The sequence below is a fragment of the Macromonas nakdongensis genome, assembly GCF_002837145.1.
In the GTDB taxonomy this organism is placed as follows: domain Bacteria; phylum Pseudomonadota; class Gammaproteobacteria; order Burkholderiales; family Burkholderiaceae_C; genus Macromonas_B; species Macromonas_B nakdongensis.
In genome coordinates, this window is the sequence record NZ_NWMV01000032.1 from 1 (window position 1) to 14,946 (window position 14,946).

Annotated in this window: 14 protein-coding genes; 9 read left to right on the top strand and 5 right to left on the bottom strand. The window is 67.3% G+C overall.

Going from position 1 to position 14,946, the window contains the following annotated elements:
- Positions 1-1,290: DNA primase (dnaG, locus tag CON77_RS05960; RefSeq protein ID WP_101048219.1), on the bottom strand; the 1,290-nt coding region annotated here is incomplete at its 3' end.
- A 110-nt stretch (positions 1,291-1,400) separates the two neighbouring features.
- Here dnaG and CON77_RS05965 point away from each other — a divergent pair.
- On the top strand, positions 1,401-3,059 hold the full coding sequence (locus CON77_RS05965; protein WP_101048220.1) for an acyl-CoA synthetase: 1,659 nt from the start codon (positions 1,401-1,403) through the stop codon (positions 3,057-3,059).
- Positions 3,060-3,098: 39 nt separating this feature from the next.
- On the opposite strand, the gene CON77_RS05970 is transcribed toward CON77_RS05965, so the two are convergent.
- From CON77_RS05970 to CON77_RS05980, 3 genes are all read right to left on the bottom strand, one after another.
- The gene (locus CON77_RS05970) at positions 3,099-4,622 is read right to left on the bottom strand and encodes a GGDEF domain-containing protein (protein ID WP_101048221.1); all 1,524 of its coding nucleotides are present in this window, start codon (positions 4,620-4,622) and stop codon (positions 3,099-3,101) included.
- A 70-nt stretch (positions 4,623-4,692) separates the two neighbouring features.
- The gene (locus CON77_RS05975; RefSeq protein WP_101048222.1) at positions 4,693-5,451 is read right to left on the bottom strand and encodes a 3-hydroxyacyl-CoA dehydrogenase; all 759 of its coding nucleotides are present in this window, start codon (positions 5,449-5,451) and stop codon (positions 4,693-4,695) included.
- Between the two features lie 124 nt (positions 5,452-5,575).
- Positions 5,576-6,628, bottom strand: coding sequence for an extracellular solute-binding protein (locus tag CON77_RS05980; protein WP_101048223.1), 1,053 nt, complete (start codon positions 6,626-6,628; stop codon positions 5,576-5,578).
- A gap of 172 nt (positions 6,629-6,800) precedes the next feature.
- Here CON77_RS05980 and CON77_RS05985 point away from each other — a divergent pair, with 172 nt between their 5' ends.
- Positions 6,801-7,697 carry a patatin-like phospholipase family protein gene (locus CON77_RS05985; RefSeq protein ID WP_101048243.1) on the top strand — a complete coding sequence of 299 codons (897 nt, stop codon included), beginning with the start codon at positions 6,801-6,803 and terminating at the stop codon, positions 7,695-7,697.
- A gap of 97 nt (positions 7,698-7,794) precedes the next feature.
- Here CON77_RS05985 and CON77_RS05990 read toward each other — a convergent pair whose 3' ends face one another.
- Entirely contained in the window at positions 7,795-8,337 is a 543-nt protein-coding gene (locus tag CON77_RS05990; protein WP_101048224.1) for a phasin family protein, read from the bottom strand.
- 233 nt (positions 8,338-8,570) lie between these two features.
- On the opposite strand from CON77_RS05990, the gene CON77_RS05995 reads away from it, so the two are divergent.
- The 7 genes from CON77_RS05995 (at position 8,571) to CON77_RS06025 (ending at position 14,941) form a co-directional block, all read left to right on the top strand.
- Positions 8,571-9,554, top strand: a complete 984-nt coding sequence (locus CON77_RS05995; protein ID WP_198552281.1) for a histone deacetylase family protein — start codon at positions 8,571-8,573, stop codon at positions 9,552-9,554.
- Positions 9,551-9,991, top strand: a complete 441-nt coding sequence (locus tag CON77_RS06000; RefSeq protein ID WP_101048225.1) for an acyl-CoA thioesterase — start codon at positions 9,551-9,553, stop codon at positions 9,989-9,991. Before CON77_RS05995 ends, CON77_RS06000 begins: the two co-directional genes overlap by 4 nt.
- Positions 9,992-10,144: 153 nt before the next feature.
- Positions 10,145-10,801, top strand: a complete 657-nt coding sequence (locus CON77_RS06005) for a nitroreductase (RefSeq protein ID WP_101048245.1) — start codon at positions 10,145-10,147, stop codon at positions 10,799-10,801.
- 42 nt (positions 10,802-10,843) lie between these two features.
- A complete protein-coding gene (locus tag CON77_RS06010) occupies positions 10,844-11,191 on the top strand; it encodes an FKBP-type peptidyl-prolyl cis-trans isomerase (RefSeq protein WP_101048226.1) in 348 nt (115 codons plus the stop codon).
- Between the two features lie 44 nt (positions 11,192-11,235).
- Positions 11,236-12,219: a 2-hydroxyacid dehydrogenase gene (locus tag CON77_RS06015; RefSeq protein WP_101048227.1), complete on the top strand. Its 984-nt coding sequence runs from the start codon at positions 11,236-11,238 to the stop codon at positions 12,217-12,219.
- 22 nt (positions 12,220-12,241) lie between these two features.
- Positions 12,242-13,621, top strand: coding sequence for a DNA recombination protein RmuC (locus tag CON77_RS06020; RefSeq protein WP_439650531.1), 1,380 nt, complete (start codon positions 12,242-12,244; stop codon positions 13,619-13,621).
- Positions 13,622-13,645: 24 nt separating this feature from the next.
- Positions 13,646-14,941 (top strand): putative Na+/H+ antiporter, encoded by a 1,296-nt coding sequence (locus CON77_RS06025; protein WP_101048228.1) that lies wholly within the window; start codon positions 13,646-13,648, stop codon positions 14,939-14,941.
- Positions 14,942-14,946: the final 5 nt, after the last annotated feature.

Here is a 14,946-nt window from a genome sequence, read left to right on the forward strand (position 1 = left end):
CAGGCCCACGCCGTCGGCCAGGTCCTGCAGCAACTGGCGTTTCAGGGCGCCGTCGGGCAGGGCGCTCCACAGCGGCTGCGCCTGGCTGGACATGCGGGCCCGGCCTTCGTGGCTGTCCAGGTCGCAGCCGGCGGCGGCGGCCTCCAGCAGGAAGCGGCTCAGCGGCACGGCCTGCTGCACCGCCTCGGCAAAGGCCTCGGGGCCGTGGGTGCGCACAAAACTGTCGGGGTCGTGTTCGGGCGGCAGGAACAGAAACTTCACGCTGCGCGTGTCGGTGGCCCAGGGCAGGGCGGCTTCCAGGGCCTTGCGCGCGGCCCGGCGGCCGGCGGCATCGCCGTCAAAGCCGAACACCACCGCGTCGCTGAAGCGGAACAGCAGCCGCACGTGTTCGGGCGTGCAGGCCGTGCCCAGGGTGGCCACCGCGTTGCCAAAGCCCAGTTGTGCCAAGGCGACCACGTCCATGTAGCCTTCGGTCACCAGCACGTACCCGGCCTGGCGGATGGCGGTGCGCGCCTCGAACAGCCCGTATAGCTCGTGGCCCTTGCTGAACACCGGCGTTTCCGGGGAGTTCAGGTATTTGGGCTCGCCCTGGTCCAGCACGCGCCCGCCGAAACCGATGCACTCGCCCTTGACGTTGCGGATCGGGAACATGATGCGGTCGCGGAAGCGGTCGTAGCGTTTGCCTTCCTTGGCGTCGGTGCCGCCCTCGCCACTGGGGTCGTCCGGCGTGATGACCAGGCCGGACTCCACCAGCAGGGGGCTTTGGTAGTCGGGGAACACGGTGGACAAAAAGCGCCAGCCTTCCGGCGCGTAGCCCAGGCCAAAGGTCTTGGCCACCTGGCCCGACAGGCCACGGCCTTTGAGGTAGTCGATGGCGCGGGGTGCGTGTTTGAGCTGCGCCTTGTAGGCCTCGGCGGCCTTGTGCAGCACCTCGTTGAGGGTGCTCTGCTTCTTGCGCTGTTCGGCGGCGCGGGCCCGCTCCTGCGGGGGCACGTCTTCTTCGGGCACCTGCAGACCGGCCTGTTGGGCCAAGTCTTTGACCGCTTCGACGAAACCGATGCCGGTGTGCTCCATCAGAAAGCCGACCGCGTTGCCGTTCTTGCCACAGCCGAAGCAGTGGAAGAATTGCTTGGTGGGGCTGACGCTGAACGACGGCGATTTTTCTCCGTGGAAAGGGCACAGCCCCATGAAGTTGGCCCCGCCCTTCTTGAGCTGGACGTAGCGGCCCACCACCTCGACGATGTCGACGCGGGACAGCAACTCCTGGATGAAAGACTGGGGGATGGCCACACGCTATTTTCGCGCATCGCCAAGGCCCCGCCGAAGGGGCCCGAAACGGCGCCATCGATCGGGTACAGTCGGAGCAGATTCGTCACATGCAGCGATTTTTCGGAGTACCCATGACCTCGATTTACGACCAGGACCTGCCCCGCACCGGCGCCAATTTCGCGCCCCTGAGCCCCTTGAACTTCATCGAGCGCACGGCCGAGGTGTACCCCGACCGCCTGGCCATCGTCCATGGCCTGGGCCCCACCGCGCAGCGCCAGACCTGGGCCGAGACCTACGCCCGCTGCCGCCGCCTGGCCAGCGCCCTGCAGCGCGCCGGCATCGGCAAAAACCAGACTGTGGCGGTATTGCTTCCCAACACGCCGCCCATGGTCGAGGCCCATTTCGGCATCCCCATGGCCGGCGCGGTGCTCAACACCTTGAACACCCGGCTCGACCCGGAGGCCATCGCCTTCATGCTGGACCACGGCGAAGCCCGCGCCGTCATCGTCGATCCGGAATTCGCCGCCACCCTGCAAAAGGCCCTGGCCCTGCGCGCGTCCACGGCGCCGCTGCACATCATCGAAACCACCGATGCGCTCTACGGTCCGCCCACCGCGGCATTGGGCGGCACCGATTACGAAGCCTTTCTGGCAGCGGGCGACCCCGAATTCGCCTGGGACATGCCCGGCGACGAGTGGGACGCCATCGCCCTGAACTACACCAGCGGCACCACCGGCAACCCCAAGGGCGTGGTCTACCACCACCGGGGCGCGGCCCTCAACGCCATTTCCAACATCCTCGAATGGGACATGCCCAAGCACGCCGCCTACCTGTGGACCTTGCCCATGTTCCACTGCAACGGCTGGTGCTTCCCCTGGACCGTGGCGGCCCGCGCCGGTGTCAACGTCTGCCTGCGCAAGGTGGACGCGCAGCTCATTTTCGACCTGATGCGCGAGCACGGCGTGACCCACTACTGCGGCGCGCCCATCGTGCACGGGCTGCTGGTCAATGCGCCCGACGCGCTCAAGGTCGGCCTGCCCAGCGGCATCAAAGCCATGGTGGCCGGGGCCGCGCCGCCGGCGTCCATGATCGAGGGCATGGAGCAGATGGGTTTTGACCTGACCCACGTGTACGGCCTGACCGAGGTTTACGGTCCGGCCACCGTCTGTGCCCAGCACGACGCCTGGGATGCGCTGGACATCGGCGAACGCGCCCGCCTCAACGCCCGCCAGGGGGTGCGCTACCACCTGCAGCGCGGTGCCCAGGTGCGCCACCCCGAAACCCTGGAGCCCGTGCCCTGGGACGGCGAAACCATGGGCGAGATCATGTTCCGTGGCAACATCGCCATGAAGGGTTATTTGAAGAACCCCAAGGCCACGCAGGAAGCTTTTGCCGGCGGCTGGTTCCACAGCGGCGACCTGGCGGTGCAGTACCCCGATGGCTACCTCAAGATCAAGGACCGCAGCAAGGACATCATCATCTCGGGTGGCGAAAACATCTCGTCCATCGAGGTGGAGGACGTGCTCTACCGCCACCCGGCGGTGCTGGCCGCCGCCGTGGTGGCCAAACCCGACGCCCGCTGGGGCGAAACCCCCTGTGCCTTCGTGGAACTGAAGGCCGGCGCGCAGACCACGCCCGAGGACATCGTGGCGCACTGCAAGCAGCACCTGGCCGGCTTCAAGGTGCCGCGCGCGGTGGTGTTCGGCGAACTGCCCAAAACCAGCACCGGCAAGATTCAGAAGTTCGAACTGCGCAAACAGGCCGGTTCGGCCAGCGCCATCGACGTCTGAACGGGCGGCCCTCGCGGTGTCAGGAGGGCGGCGGGGCGGTCAGACGGCGACCACCCGGTTCTTGCCAGCCCGTTTGGCCGCGTACATGGCCTGGTCGGCGCGGTTGAGGGCATCGGTGCTGCTCTCTGTGCCCACCATCCGGGTCACCCCGGCGCTGAAGGTGATGAGCAGGCGCTTGTCGCCTTCCAGGAACAGGTGGGTGGTGAGTTCCCGCTGCAGGCGGGTGATCACGGCCACGGCTTCTTCCAGCTCGGTGTCGGGCAGCAGCACCACGAATTCCTCCCCGCCGTAGCGGGCGACCGAGTCGTGCGGCCGCAGCGAGCGCCGCGACACGTCGGCCAGGTGCTTCAGGGCACCGTCGCCGGTCAGGTGGCCGTGTTCGTCGTTGATTTTCTTGAAGTCGTCGATGTCCAGCACCGCCAGGCACACGTCGATGCCCATGCGCTCGGCGCGCGAAAGTTCGCGGTTGGCCACTTCCAGCAGCCCCTTGCGGTTGAGCACGCCGGTCAGCAGGTCGTGGCTGGCCACCTCGCTCATCCGGTCGAGTTCCTGGCGCAGCCGCTCCACCTCGGCCTCGGCCTCGGTCGCCCGCTCGCGCAGCAGGTGCAGTTCTTCGCTGGTACGCCGGGTGTCCAGCGCCATGGCCCGTGCCGACTGGATGGCCTCCTGCAACACCGGGGCCATGTCGCTCAGGCTCTGGGCCTGTTCCAGCCGGTTGGCGCAGTTTTCAAACTGCAGCTGGTACTTGTCGCTGTTGTCGGCGGTCTGGGCCAGTCGCTCCAGGAACACGCCCAGCGTTTCCTTCATGACGCGCTGGGCTTCCTGCGTCTGTTCGCGGGCGAGTGCCTGCTGGTGGATCAGGCCCTTGAGGCGGCGCTGCACATCTTCCAGGCGCCGGGCCGACAGCGGTGGTTGCGTGGCTTCGGCCAGCGCCGCCATTTGCTGCTGCAGCCAGGGGTTGTCGGGGCTGATCGCGTCGATCTGTTCGAACACGGTGTGCAGCAAACCCAGTAGGGTGCGGCGGATCTGCTCCTGTTCCTCGGCCACGAAGGACAGGCGAAAGGCAAAGTCTGCCATCATCTTGCGCAGGGTGGCGGGGTGTTGGCTGTCGAGTCGCAGGTAGTTGACCAGTTCCTCGGCCTGTTCCACCACCTTGGTGTCGTCGTTGCCCACCGCTGGCAGGGCATGGTCGATGATGCGCGCGGTCTGTTCAAGCAGTTCGGGCGGGAAGGCCTTTTCTTCGACCACGGCCACGGCGCTGGCCGTGGGCTCGGGCGTGTGGTGGTTCCTGAAGTGGTTGAGCAGGGCCTTTTCCAGGTCCTCCCAACTGTGCATGGAGACGGCCTTGTTGAACTGGGCCTTGAAACGCAGCTGGCCGGGCGTGCGGTCGGGCAAGCCGTTGCCGATCTGGCGCAGGTTCTCCAGTGGGAAGGGCCGCAGGGGGCGCGTGCCGGCCACCTCGTGGTAGACGGTCTGGAAGTTATCGGGGGTGGGGGGGAGCTTGCGGGCGGTGAGCAACTTCACCGCCTCCCGGGCGATGTCCTGTGGCGTCAAGGCGGCCATGTGAGCGAGATCCCCTGTGAAAGATGGGCCATCTTACACCGGCGTCCCGCTCGGAGCAGGCCGCCCGGCTTCAGCGGGGTGCCAGGCGGATGGCGCCGTCCAGTCGGATCACCTCGCCGTTGAGCATGTCGTTTTCGATGATGTGCTTGGCCAGCTTGGCGTAGTCCTGCGGCGTGCCCAGGCGCGAGGGGAAAGGCACGCTGGCGGCCAGTGCGTCCTGCACCTCCTGCGGCATGCCAAACAGCATGGGCGTGCCGAAGATGCCGGGGGCGATCGTCATGTTGCGCACGCCGTTGCGCGCCAGGTCGCGCGCGACTGGCAGGGTCATGCCGACCACGCCGCCTTTGGACGCGGCGTAGGCGGCCTGGCCGATCTGGCCGTCGTAGGCCGCCACGCTGGCGGTGGAAATCATCACGCCGCGTTCGCCGGTGGCTTCGGGTTCGTTTTTGCACATGGCGTCGGCGGCCAGGCGGATCATGTTGAAGGTGCCGACCAGGTTGACCATGATGGTCTTGGTGTAGACGGCCAGCGAGTGGGCACCGTTCTTGCCCACGGTTTTTTCGGCCGGGGCGATGCCGGCGCAGTTGACCAGGCCCATGAACTTGCCCAGCGAGGTGGCCTTGGCGATGACCGCCTGGCCGTCGGCCTCGTTGCTCACGTCGCATTTCACGAAGGCGCCGCCGATCTCGCGCGCCACGGCTTCGCCTTTGTCGACCTGCATGTCGGCGATGACCACGGTCGCGCCGTTGGCCGCCAGCATGCGGGCGGTGCCTTCACCCAGGCCCGATGCGCCGCCGGTGACCACGAAAACTTTGCCTGCTATCTCCATCTGCTTGCTCCGGTTGGTTGTGTGACGTTTACGTAAACGTCAATTATGGACGAAATCCGCCCGCTTGCCGAGGCCAGCAAAAAGGCCCGCACGGGGCGGGCCTGGGTGTGGCAGAGGTCTGGGCTTACTTGTAGCCGACCCGGTCCAACATCTGCTGCACCTTGGTCATGTTTTTGGCCACCACGCCCAGCGGGATGTTTTCGGCCTTGAAGTTGGCGCCGCCCATGGCCTTGAGCGCGGCGTTGTCCACCTTCACGCCCTTGGCGGCGGGGTACTCGTTGTTGCCGTTGGCAAAGTAGTCCTGGGCGAAGGGGCTGGACAGGTACTCCATGAACTGGATGGCGTGCTCCCGGTTCTTGGCGTGCTTGGCCACGGCGGCCCCGCCGATGTTGACGTGCGTGCCCGTGCTGCCCTGGTTCGGGAACACCACGCGCACCCGCTCCATCACGGCGCGGTCTTCGGGCTTGCCCGACTTCAGCAACCGGGCGGCGTAGTAGGTGTTGGTCAGGGCCACGCCGCACTCACCGGCCGCCACGGCCTTGATCTGGTCGGTGTCGCCGCCTTTGGGCGCGCGCGCCATGTTGGCCACCAGGCCCTTGAGCCAGGCTTCGCCCTGGGCGTCGCCCAGGCGCTCCACGACGGTGGCGAACAGGGACAGGTTGTAGGGGTGGGAACCGGAGCGGGTGCAGAGCAGTCCCTTCAGTTTCGGGTCGGCCAGTTGCTCGTAGGTGGCCACGTCCGCGGCCTTGACGCGCAGCGGGTCGTAGACGATGACGCGGGCCCGGGTGGAGAAACCGGTCCAGGTCACGCCGTCGGCGGTGGGGGTGGCGCGCAGGTGGGCCGGAATGGCCGCGTCGAGCTTGGCCGATTTGATCGGCTGGAACAAGCCCTGGCTGTCGGCGGCCGCCATGCGGGCGGCGTCCACCAGCAGGATCACGTCGGCCGGCGAGGCCGCGCCCTCGGCCCGCAGTCGGGCGACAATGCCGGCGTCGTCCGCGTCCACCCGGTTGATCTTGATGCCGGTGGTCTTGGTGAAGGTGTCGTACATCACCTCGTCGGTCTGGTAGTGCCGGGCCGAGTAGATGTTGAGCACCTTGTCTTGGGCCAGGGCGACGTGGGACAGGCTGGCCAGCGTGACCAGGCCGACCAATTGGGCGATGCGGCGACGGAGAAGCATGAAAGGATCCTGCGGAGGTCTGTTGCGATGATTTATATTAACACAAACGCGAATCATTATTGTTAATTGATGTAAGGAGTGGGGTTTGCAGCAACGACACACGTCATCTGACGCTGGGCCCAGTGCGCCCGCCATCGGGCGCCGCCGCCTGCTGGGCACCTTGGCCGTGGGCATGGCCGGAGGCTTGGGGGGCTGTGTGGTCGTGCCCGTCGGAACGCCGCCCGCGGTGGCGGTGCCGCAGCCCGAACCGCCCCGGCTGCGGCCCCCGCGCATCGGCCTGGCCTTGGGCGGCGGTGCCGCGCGGGGGTTTGCACACATCGGGGTGATCCAGGTGCTGGAACGCCAGGGCATCCGGCCAGACCTGGTGGTGGGCACCTCGGCCGGCAGCCTGGTGGCCGCCCTGTACGCCAGTGGCATGGGTGGCGCCCAGCTGGAGCAGGCCGCGCTGGACATGGAGGAGGCGACCATCGCCGACTGGACGCTGCCGATCTTCAACCGGGGCCTGCTGCGCGGCGAGGCCCTGGCCCGTTACGTCAACCGCCAGGTCAAAGGCAAGGCGCTGCAGGAGATGCGTTTGCCGCTGGGCATTCTGGCGACCGAGCTGCACAGCGGGCGCGGCGTGCTGTTCCAACGCGGTGACACCGGCACCGCGGTGCGCGCCTCCAGTGCCGTGCCCGGCGTGTTCACGCCGGTGGAGATCGGTGGGCGGGCGTTCGTGGATGGCGGCTTGGTGGCGCCGGTGCCGGTGGAGCAGGCCCGACAGATGGGGGCGGAACTGGTGATCGCGGTGGACATTTCCAGCCCACCCGATCAGGAGATGGGCAGCGATGCCTTGCGCGTGCTGCTGCAGACCTTCACCATCATGGGACAGAGCATCAACCGCCAGTTGCTGGCCCAGGCCGATGTGGTGGTGCGCCCGGCCCTGGCGGGCATGGGCAGCGCCGACTTTTCGGGGCGCCAGCGGGCCATGGCCGCGGGGCGCGAGGCCATGGCCGCGGCCTTGCCGCGTTTGCGCGAACAAACCGAAGCCCGGCGCCAGCCGGAGCCGCCCGCCCGCGCCCAGCCCTGAGCGTGGCCAGAAAAAAAGGCCTCGCAGAGCGAGGCCTTGAAAGGGTCCCTGAATCCGATTTCGAAGAGACCCGAGGAGACAACCGGAAAAATCGGGATCAGCGCTTCTTGGCGACCGGCTTGGCGGCCGACAGGGCGTTGTTGGTCATGGCGGTGAAGTTGGTCTCGGCCATTTCGCTGGCCTGCTTGACGGCCTTTTGCACCGATTCCATGGCGTTGGTGGCGGCCGACACGGCGTTCTTCATCACGGCAACGGCGGTTTCGGAGCCGGCCGGGGCGTTCTTGGCCACGTTGTCCACCACGGACATGAATTTCTGCTGGGCTTCGGCGGCCTGGCTTTCGGCGGCTTTGGCGAACTCGGCGCCGGTGCCGGAAGCGATTTCGTACAGCTGGCGGCTGTAAGCGGCGGCTTTTTCGGCCAGAGGTTGCATCAGGGAGGCTTGCAGGGTCAGCAGTTCCTGGGCGTCTTTCACGCTCATGATGGCCTGGGTGCTGGTGGCGGATTCGGTCAGCGCGGCCTTGGTCGCCTGCACGTTCAGTTCGACCAGCTTTTCAATGCCTTCGAAGGCTTTCTGGGTCAGGCCGAACAGGGTTTCGACATTGGCTTTTTGTGCGGCGATCAGTTGTTCTGCGGTCAGCATGTGCGTACTCCGTTGTGGTGATGAAGCATGTTGAGAGCCGCCTGAGCGGGGCAAGTCCAGGACCTGGCCGGTTTGCTGCGCTGCAACATGGTTCAAATTATATGACCTGTTCCGGGAATTGCAAGCTTTTTGTTGCAGTGCAGCAAAAACCTGGGGGCGGGCGTTGCCGCGCAAAGCGTGGCTGGGGCGGCGGCGAGACGCAGGCCGCGTCCATCCCCGGCACAATCGCTGCTGTGCAAGCTTTCTACGCCGACCATTTCGTGCTGCCCTTGCCCGAGGGGCACCGCTTTCCAATGGCCAAATACCGCCTGCTGCGCGACCGCCTGGCCGCCGAGCTGCCCGCCGTGCGTCTGTGCCAGGCCGAGCCCGCCAGCGACGGTGAACTGGCGTTGGCGCACGACCCGGCTTATATCCGGGCGGTGAGCGAGGGCGGTTTGAGTCCGGCCGCGCAACGCGAGATCGGGTTTCCCTGGAGCCCCGGCATGGCCGAGCGGGCCCGGCGCTCGGTCGGCGCCACCGTGCAGGCCTGCCGTGCCGCCTTGCAAGGAGGGGGCGTGGCCGCGAACCTGGCCGGTGGCACGCACCACGCCTACGCCGACAAAGGCAGCGGCTTCTGTGTGTTCAACGACGCCGCCGTGGCCGCCCGTCTGATGCAGGCCGAATGGGGCCGGGCCGGGCGGCGGCCGGCCTTGCGCGTGGCCATCGTCGATCTGGACGTGCACCAGGGCAACGGCAGTGCGCGCATTTTTCAGGGCGATGGCTCGGTGTTCACCCTGTCGGTGCACGGGGCCAGGAACTTCCCGTTCCGCAAGGAGCCGAGCGACTGCGACATCGAACTGCCCGACGGTTGCGGCGACGACGACTACCTCGCGGCGGTGGAGCAGGGGCTGGCCGAGCTGTCGCACCGCTTCGAGCCCGGTCTGGTGATCTACCTGGCCGGGGCCGATCCGCACGAGGGCGACCGCCTGGGTCGCTTGCGCGTGAGCGACGATGGCATGGAGGCCCGCGACCGCCGGGTCTTCGACTGGGCGCAGCAGCGCGGCATACCCGTGGCCATGGCCATGGCCGGCGGTTACGGCCGCGACATCGAGACCACGGTGCGCGTCCAACTCAACACCTACCGGGTGGCGCTGTCGCATTGGCAGCAGTGGCAGCGCCGCGCCGGTGCGCCAGGGGCTGCCGAAGCCGGGGTGCGCTGGCAGAATGGCGCTCCATGAGCCAGCCCCCCCGCCCCCAACCGCTCCCGCGTGCCGCTTACCGGGTGTTCCGCACCATCGGCACGCGCTGGATGGACAACGACGTCTACGGCCACGTCAACAACGTGGTCTACTACAGCTGGTTCGACACCGCGGTCAACGCCTACCTGATCGAGCAGGGCGTGCTCGACATCCACCAGGGTGGGGTCATCGGCCTGGTGATCGAGACCCAGTGCAACTATTTCGACAGCCTGGCCTTTCCCGACACCATCCATGCCGGCCTGCGGGTGGCCCACCTGGGTCGCTCCAGCGTGCGTTACGAAGTCGGCCTGTTCAGCAGCACCGGCGAATTGACGGCCGCCGCCGGTCATTTTGTCCATGTCTATGTGGACCGGCGCACCCGCCGTCCGGTGCCCCTGCCGCCCGATCTGCAGGCCGTGCTGGCCGGTTTGCAGTGAGGCCACACGCGCGCTGCCGCACATTGTCATAATTGACGTTTACGTCAACGTCAATTCAACCAGGAGACCGCCTTGAGCCTTGCCGCCACAGCCATCCCCGAGTCCGCCACCCCCATCGACGCCGCGAGCGTGGACGCCGCCATCACCGGCCGCATGTCGGTGCGGGCCTTCCTGCCCAAACCCGTGCCGCGCGAATTGTTGACCCACCTGCTGGAAGTGGCCAGCCGCGCGCCCTCGGGCACCAACACCCAGCCCTGGAAGGTGTACGTGTTGCAGGGCGCCAGCCGGGACGCGCTGGTGGACAAGGTCTGCGCCGCGCACGACGCCATCCGCGACAACCCGGCCCTGGCCGCCGAGTACCAGGAGGCCTACGACTACTACCCGAAACAGTGGGTCAGCCCCTACATCGACCGCCGCCGCGAAAACGGCTGGAGCCTGTACGGCCTGCTCGGCATCGGCAAAGGCGACAAGGACCAGATGCACGCCCAGCACCAGCGCAATTACAAGTTCTTTGACGCGCCGGTCGGCATCATGGTCACCATCGACAAGATCATGGGTGGTGGCTCGCTGGTGGACACTGGCATGTTCCTGCAGAACCTGATGGTGGCGGCCCGCGCGCACGGGCTCGACACCTGCCCGCAGGCGGCCTGGAACCACTACGCCCGTATCATCCTGCCCCACGTGGGTGCGGGCGAGAACGAAATGTTGGTTTGTGGCCTGGCCCTGGGCTATGCCGACCCGACCGACAAAGTCAACACCTTCCGCACCCCGCGCGAGCCGGCTGCCCATTTCACCACCTGGCTGGAATGAGGTCGGCGTCCTTCACACACCGTTATTGAACAAGGAATCCGCATGATCACCACCCCCTCTGGCCTGCAGTACGAAGACACCGTGACCGGCGCTGGCGCCGTTGCCCAGGCCGGCCAGCGCGTCAGCGTGCACTACACCGGCTGGCTCTACAACAACGGCGAGCAGGGCGGCAAGTTCGACTCCAGCAAAGACCGTGGCCAGCCCTTCGTGTTCCCGCTGGGCGCTGGCCACGTCATCAAAGGCTGGGACGAAGGCGTGCAGGGCATGGCCGTGGGCGGCACCCGCCGCCTGGTCATCCCGGCCGAGCTGGGCTACGGTGCCCGCGGCGCCGGCGGCGTGATCCCGCCCAACGCCACCCTGCTGTTCGAAGTGGAACTGCTGGCCGTTTGAGCCCCTGCGCCCCGCGCGACGACAAAAAATAACTGGAGACAGCCATGACCGCCCAACGCCCCGCCGTGCTGGTGACCCGCCACGTCTTCCCCGAAGTGATCGACAAACTGCGCGAGCACTTCGACGTGGAAACCAACGACGACGACGCGGTCTGGCCGCGCGAGGAGCTGCTGCGCCGCCTGCAGGGCAAGGCGGCGGCCTTCACCACCGGCAGCGAGCGCATCGACGAGGCGCTGCTGCAGGCCTGCCCGGACCTGAAGCTGGTGGCCAACATGTCGGTGGGCTACAACAACTTCGACGTGGACGCCATGACCCGCCACGGCGTGCAGGGCAGCAACGCTCCCGACGTGCTGACCGAGACCACGGCCGATTTCGGCTTTGCCTTGCTCATGGCCACCGCGCGCCGCGTCAGCGAAAGCGAGCATTTCCTGCGCGCCGGGCACTGGCACAAGTGGGCGGTGGAAATGTTCCTGGGCGCCGAGGTACACGGCAGCACCCTGGGCATCCTGGGCATGGGGCGCATCGGCCAGGGCATCGCCCGCCGCGGGGCCCATGGTTTTGGCATGAAGGTGATTTACCACAACCGTTCGCGCCTGGACGCCGCGACCGAGGCCGAGTGCCGCGCCACCTACGTGGCCAAGGACGAGCTGCTGCGCCAAGCCGATCACCTGGTGCTGGTGCTGCCCTACACCCCGCAGAACCACCACGCCATCGGGGCGGCCGAACTGGCGCAGATGAAGCCCACGGCCACCCTGATCAACATCGCCCGGGGCGGTATCGTGGACGACGCGGCACTGGCCCAGGCCTTGCGCGAGCAGCGCATCGCCGCCGCCGGACTGGACGTGTTCGAGGGCGAGCCCACCGTGCACCCCGACCTGCTCACCGTGCCCAACGTGGTGCTCACGCCGCACATCGCCAGCGCCACCCGGGGCACGCGCCTGGGCATGGCCCACCTGGCGGCCGACAACCTCATCGCCTACTTGACCCGCGGCGAGGTGCTGACCCCGGTGAACACGCCGGCGCGCTGAGCGGCCCCGCGATAATCCGGGCATGATGGACATGCCCAATTTCTGGCTGGCGCTGCTGGCCCTGCTACAACTCGGTCTGATCGTGTGGCTGGCCCTGCGCGCAACGCAGCCCGTGGCCGAGCCCGCGCAAGCGGCCGAAGACCGCCAGCGCCTGTTGCTGGCCTTGAATGCCCAGGCAGAGCGCCTGGACCGCCTGGAGCGCGAACTGCGGCGCGAGGTGAGCGAATCGGCCCGTGGCCAGCGCCAGGAGGCGACCCAGACCCTGGCCACCTTCCAGGACGCCTTGCTCAAACAGGGCGCGGAAACCACCCGCACCCAGAACGCCCAGATCGACGCCTTTGCCCAGCAACTGGTGCAACTGCGCGGCACCCTGGGCGACACGCTGACCCAGCAGTTGCAGGCCTTGAGCGAAGCCAACGCCCGCCGCCTGGGCGAGGTGCGCGCCACACTGGAAGCCCAGCTGCAGCAGTTGCAGCACAGCAACGCCTCCAAGCTCGACGAAATGCGCGCCACGGTGGACGAAAAACTGCACCAGACCCTGGAAAAACGCCTGAGCGAGAGCTTCCAGCACGTGGCGCAGCGGCTGGAACAGGTGCACAAGGGCTTGGGCGAGATGCAGACCCTGGCGGCCGGCGTGGGCGACCTCAAGCACCTGCTGACCAACGTCAAGACCCGCGGCATGTTCGGCGAAGCCCAGCTCGCGGCCTTGCTGGAACAGGTGTTCACGCCCGAGCAGTACGCCGCCCAGGTGGCCACCCGGCCGGGCAGCCGCAACGTGGTGGACTTCGCCATCCGCCTGCCCGGCAAGGGCGAGGACGGCGCCCCGGTGTGGCTGCCCATCGACGCCAAATTCCCGAACGAAGACTACGAGCGCCTGCTCGAAGCCCAGCGCGTGGCCGACCCGGCGGCCGCCGAAGCCGCGGCCAAGGCGCTGGAAGCCCGTGTCCGCGCCGAAGCCAAATCCATCGCCGAGAAATACCTGGAGCCGCCGCACACCACCGACTTTGCCCTGCTGTTCCTGCCGACCGAAGGCCTGTACGCCGAGGTCCTGCGCCGCCCGGGTTTGATGGAGGGGCTGCAGCGCGAGCACCGCGTCACCCTGGCCGGTCCCACCACCTTGCTGGCCATGCTCAACGCCTTGCAGATGGGCTTTCGCACCCTGGCGCTGGAAAAGCGTTCCAGCGAGGTGTGGCAGGTGCTGGGTGCGGTCAAGACCGAGTTCGGCAAGTTCGGCGATGTGCTGGCCAAGGTCAAGAACCAGACCCAGACCGTGCTCAATTCGCTGGAGAGCGCCGAGGTGCGCAGCCGCGCCATGGGGCGCGCGCTCAAGCAGGTGGAAGCCTTGCCGGTGGAGTCGTCCGAATCCCTGTGGCCGGCCTTGAGTGCGGACGAAGACGGCTGACGCTGCTCTTACAATCCCCGGCACATGGGGCGGCCGCCGCCCCCGCACAGGAGACTTGCCTTGTCACCCACCACGGTTCAAATCGTGGCCGCCGCCTTGTTCGCGCTGGCCCTCGTTCACACGTTCTCGACCAAGTTTTTCGAACGGCTGGCGCACACGCGCCCGGCACACGCCGGGGTCTGGCACCTGCTGGCCGAGGTGGAGATCGTCTTCGGTTTCTGGGCCATTGTGTTCATGTTGGTCATGGCCTTCATGGTCGGCCAGACGGAGGCGTTGGCTTACCTGGACGCGCGCAACTTCAACGAGCCGTTGTTCGTGTTTGCCATCATGGTCGTGGCCGGCAGCCGGCCCATCCTGCAGGCCGCGTCCGGGGCGGTGCAGGCGGTGGTGCGTGTCACGCCCATGCCGCGCACCATGGCCTTCTACTTCACCGCCCTGGGCATCGTGCCTTTGCTGGGGTCTTTCATCACCGAACCGGCGGCCATGACGCTGGCCGCCTTGCTGATGAAAGACACGGTGTTCGCCCAGGCCTCGCGCCGGCTGCAGTACGCCACCCTGGGTGCCCTGTTCGTGAACGTCTCCATCGGCGGCACGCTCACGCCTTACGCCGCGCCCCCCATCCTGATGGTGGCCAGCAAGTGGGGCCTGGACATGAACTACATGATCACCCACATCGGCTGGAAGGCCGCGGTGGCGGTGTTCATCAACGCCGCTGTGCTGACCTTTATGTTTGCGCGCGAGCTGCGCCAGTTGAAGGCGTCGAATCAGTCGCCCTACAGCGGCATTCCCGCCTGGATGGTGGCGGTGCACCTGCTGTTCCTGCTGGCCATCGTGGTGTTTGCGCACCACCCGGCGGCCTTCGTGGCGGTGTTCCTGCTGTTCATGGGCGTCGCCACGGCCTACCCGGCCTACCAGGACCGCCTGATCCTGCGAGAAGGCCTGCTGGTGGGCTTCTTCCTCGGCGGCCTGGTGGTGCTGGGCGGCATGCAGCAGTGGTGGTTGCAGCCCCTGCTGATGGCCATGAACGAATCCCAGGTCTACTTCGGGGCCACGGCGCTGACGGCCATCACCGACAACGCCGCGCTGACCTACCTGGGCTCGCTGGTGGAGGGGCTGACGCCCGAGTTCAAGTACGCGCTGCTCACCGGTGCCGTCACCGGCGGTGGTCTGACCATCATCGCCAACGCGCCGAACCCGGCCGGGGCCTCCATCCTCAAGTCCACCTTCCACCAGGGGGCCATTTCGCCGCTGAGCCTGTTCCTGGGGGCGTTGGGGCCCACGCTGGTGGCGATCGCCTGCTTCCGCCTCTTCCCCATGTGAGAAAC